Annotated in this window: 5 protein-coding genes; 1 reads left to right on the top strand and 4 read right to left on the bottom strand. The window is 32.2% G+C overall.

The window, feature by feature from the left end; all coding sequences use genetic code 11:
* Window positions 1-153 (bottom strand): hypothetical protein (locus C564_RS36555; RefSeq protein WP_018768193.1); only part of this gene is annotated, 153 nt, incomplete at its 3' end.
* Window positions 153-1,247: a response regulator aspartate phosphatase gene (locus C564_RS0131160; RefSeq protein WP_018768192.1), complete on the bottom strand. Its 1,095-nt coding sequence runs from the start codon at window positions 1,245-1,247 to the stop codon at window positions 153-155. The genes C564_RS0131160 and C564_RS36555, both read right to left, overlap by 1 nt.
* Window positions 1,248-1,534: 287 nt before the next feature.
* Between C564_RS0131160 and C564_RS0131155 the strand changes: the two genes are divergently transcribed.
* Complete coding sequence (locus C564_RS0131155; protein WP_018768191.1) at window positions 1,535-2,155, top strand: hypothetical protein; 621 nt, start codon at window positions 1,535-1,537, stop codon at window positions 2,153-2,155.
* A 17-nt stretch (window positions 2,156-2,172) separates the two neighbouring features.
* Here C564_RS0131155 and C564_RS38345 read toward each other — a convergent pair whose 3' ends face one another.
* Together C564_RS38345 and C564_RS0131145 are read right to left on the bottom strand one after the other, a co-directional pair.
* Complete coding sequence (locus C564_RS38345) at window positions 2,173-2,370, bottom strand: hypothetical protein (protein WP_018768190.1); 198 nt, start codon at window positions 2,368-2,370, stop codon at window positions 2,173-2,175.
* Window positions 2,371-2,642: 272 nt separating this feature from the next.
* Window positions 2,643-3,430: peptidoglycan recognition protein family protein (locus tag C564_RS0131145; RefSeq protein WP_018768189.1), on the bottom strand; the 788-nt coding region annotated here is incomplete at its 5' end.

Raw genomic sequence — 3,430 nt, 5'->3', positions numbered from 1 at the left:
AGGAGTATCACCTATATTTAATGCTAAATCAGGTCTTTGTGGTGCGGGTGTGTCACCTTTGTTTAATGTCGAAAATCCTGGAATGTTGTTAACACTAAAAGTCATAATTCCAGCTAACGCTAATCCTGTTATTGTTAATCCAATCTTTTTCATTACTTTAACGCCCCTTTAGCTAATAGTTTTTTTCTTGCTTCATTACTAATGTAGAAATATTTACTAGCCTTCGCATGATTTTCCTCTGCATAAAATTTATTCGCTAGTCGTTCTGCATATTCTTCAATACAATCCCATAATTCTTCTTTTTTAAAGTATGAAACTCCTGCTAATACAGCAGTTTCTAATTCTGTAGTGTTAGATGTGTTGTTCATTTCTCTTAGAATTGTAAAACGGTATTGATATTCCTTATTCCCTAATTCATTGCAGATAGTTAAACCCTTTTCAATGAGTTGAGATGCAATTTCTGTTTCACCTAATTTTAAATTTTCATCTGCTTGTAAATATAGGGCTTTAAAATGATTTGGTATGTTTTCCGTAACTTCTGATAAGTGACGAATTGCTAAAGAAGACAGATTTTGATTTGCATACAATAGTCCGATGTTATTTCTAACACGTAGTAACAATGTTCTTTCATTTTTATTTTTTAGAATATCTATGGCGGCGTTAAGGTTTTCTTCGGCTTGTTCAAATTGTCTTAAATCTATACAAGATAACCCAAAAATGTTATCACATAAAGCTACATTCATTTCATAGCCCGCATGTTTAGAAAATATATCTTTTGCTACTCGTATGTGGTCAATAGCTAAAAGCGGTTTATAGATTTGATAGTAACATGAAGCTAAACGATAATTAAATTCAGCTTTCTCTAATTCATTAGGTACATACATTAAAAAATTTTCAGCTTTCTCAAAATGTTCTTTTGCTTCATTGTAGTCTGCAAGAATGGTGCTGTGAATTGCTTTGAAGAAGTGATAATAATAGGATAGAAAGCTGTTATCAGGTATATCAAAGGAGTTAATTTCATTAAAATTATCTTTTGTAATGTTAAGTCCACCTGTTAGTACTTTATATCTAAAATTTAATAATGAATAATATAGTAGTAGGTTTTCGTCTTCTTTTATACTAGAAAGTTTGTCTTCAATTTCTTGTTTAAATTGTTTTGCTTTTTCTACTTGTTGTTGTAACATTGATTGATACCAAGCATCTAATATTTGCCTGATTTGTTCTTTGGTTACTATATGTGCGCTCATAACAAGCCATCCCCCTTATTCCATCTATAATTATCTAAATATTACCATAATTCTACGAAGTAAAGACGAAATTCCTTATTTGAAGAAGGTTGATAAATTAAATACAGAATATTCATTTTATTATATACAAGCCTAGTAAAACCATCGTTTTAAGATGTCAATTGTCGAAACATATATTTACAATAATTCAAAAAAATGTTTATTTTCGGATTATTGTATATTAATATGGGCTTGTACCATATTTTCGGAAAAATATGGTAACTAAAATTGCAAAGGATGACTAATTAATGAAAAAGAAAATCGTAACAACTGCATTAGCTTCTATATTAGCATTGAGCACACTCGCTCCTTATGCACATGCTGATTCACCCACAGTAGAAAAATCAATTGAACAAACAAATGTATCCTCTATTAATCAAGCTACTAAATTTGAAGATTTTTGGAAAAACACTCCGCCTGTTGTTGATAAAGGTCAAGAACCGACATTAATGTACAGTGAAACTATACAATATGGCGAGAATGGAAATGTGATTGATAGACAAGTATCAGGTGCAGAAATAAAACCAGCAGATTTTCAAGGGACAATCATTAACGATGGAAGCTTCAATTGGAAATCTGCTGGTTCTGGGGATGCCGACAATAGAATAGAAAAACATTCATACAATGTGGCTTTAATTTTAGTTGCAGCGTTCTCTAATTACCTTCCAACTAAGATATTAACCAGTATAGCTATAGGGGTTTCAGGTAGTTTAGCGTACTTCTACCAACCACCGCTTGTTACATATCATACAGAAAATTATAGAGATTATGATGCGGTGAATGAATACGTAAAATCTGTGACTGTTACAAGAAATGCGAATGGCGCAAAAATGTATACTGATACAAAAGTACAAAAATTTGTTAGATAAAAAAAGGTCGAACTAGATTATTTCTCTAGTTCGACCTTTTTTTTATTGCGTACATTACTTATTAAACCGAGAATCCAACTGTTAATAATAATTAAGATAAAAATAACTAAAATTGCAACAATATTTTCATTTGATGCTATATAGGGTATTAGCGAACTGCGAACTGCGAAAAACAGTATTATTGCAAATAAGATAGAATAAATGAACTTAATCATTAATTCACCCCTTTAAACTTTCCTTTACTATAACACAATCCTAATGATTACATAATTGTCATTTATAGGACATTATACCTATGTGATGTTTCTCAAGAAAAAAATATGGTGAAGAATCAATTTAATACACTCTCAATATTTACATATATCCTTATTTGTGTATATACACTTAATAAGTAGAATCATAAAGCCCATATTACGAACTTTATCTAAAAGTAAATTCTAATTACATAAAAATAAAAAAACCGCCCAATTAAGGACGGATCTTGTTTTTACTTCACATATACATAAGCTTCATTTGCTGTTACATAGTATGTTTTACCTTTGCTGTTATGTACTTTGTACTGAGTTGAACCATTTACAGTTACTTTCGCATCGATTGAAAATCCTGATCCTGCATCTAAAGTGCCAGCGACATCTTTATCTGCCCAGGAAGCAGAGTCATAGAAACGTAGGTTGTCCACTTTAGCAACAACACGCTTCCCTACAATAGATGAATCTACTGTGCTTTTCTTATCGAATTTCACATAAGAAGGATTGTATTTAATCCACTGATTTCCTCCAAGATTTAGCCATCCATCTTTTTCGGCCCACACAACATATGATTCTGGTTTGTTAAGTTGACGAATTACAGAATAGCTTACATCTGGTCCTTTACGTAAATTCACGTTGTATCCTTGAATGTAAGCAACTCCATCTGTTACAGCTGTTGGTACTTCTTCTGGTTTAGATGGTTGTTCTGGAACAGAAACATCAACATTAGAATTACTATATGCACGTTTCACATCAGCACGGAATTGGGCTTCTGATACACCATGACTACGTAAGTAATCAAGTGGATCTTCATGATCTGTACCGCCAAGATATTTCGTAACATCATAATGCGTCCACAATCCTTTTTCTACAGATAATCCGCGGTCACGTAGGATTTTAGCAAGCAGCTTCACATATTTATCATATGAAACTTTGAATTTATCATAATCTGCCGTCTCGCATAACTCTACGTGTACAAAACGTTTATTCGCACCAGGTCCACCGCCATAAGCAATGTACTTTGTAT

The organism is Bacillus sp. 105MF, assembly GCF_000374885.1.
Classification (GTDB): Bacteria; Bacillota; Bacilli; order Bacillales; family Bacillaceae_G; genus Bacillus_A; species Bacillus_A pseudomycoides.
The sequence above is the reverse complement of the archived record's forward strand: the minus strand, read 5'-3'. Positions and strand labels throughout refer to the sequence as shown.

What these genes read in the sequence shown, in the direction of transcription:
- C564_RS38345 (WP_018768190.1), bottom strand. Translation starts at nt 2,370, where the DNA reads ATGATTAAGTTCATTTATTCTATCTTATTTGCAATAATACTGTTTTTC.
- C564_RS0131155 (WP_018768191.1), top strand. Translation starts at nt 1,535, where the DNA reads ATGAAAAAGAAAATCGTAACAACTGCATTAGCTTCTATATTAGCATTG.
- C564_RS0131160 (WP_018768192.1), bottom strand. Translation starts at nt 1,247, where the DNA reads ATGAGCGCACATATAGTAACCAAAGAACAAATCAGGCAAATATTAGAT.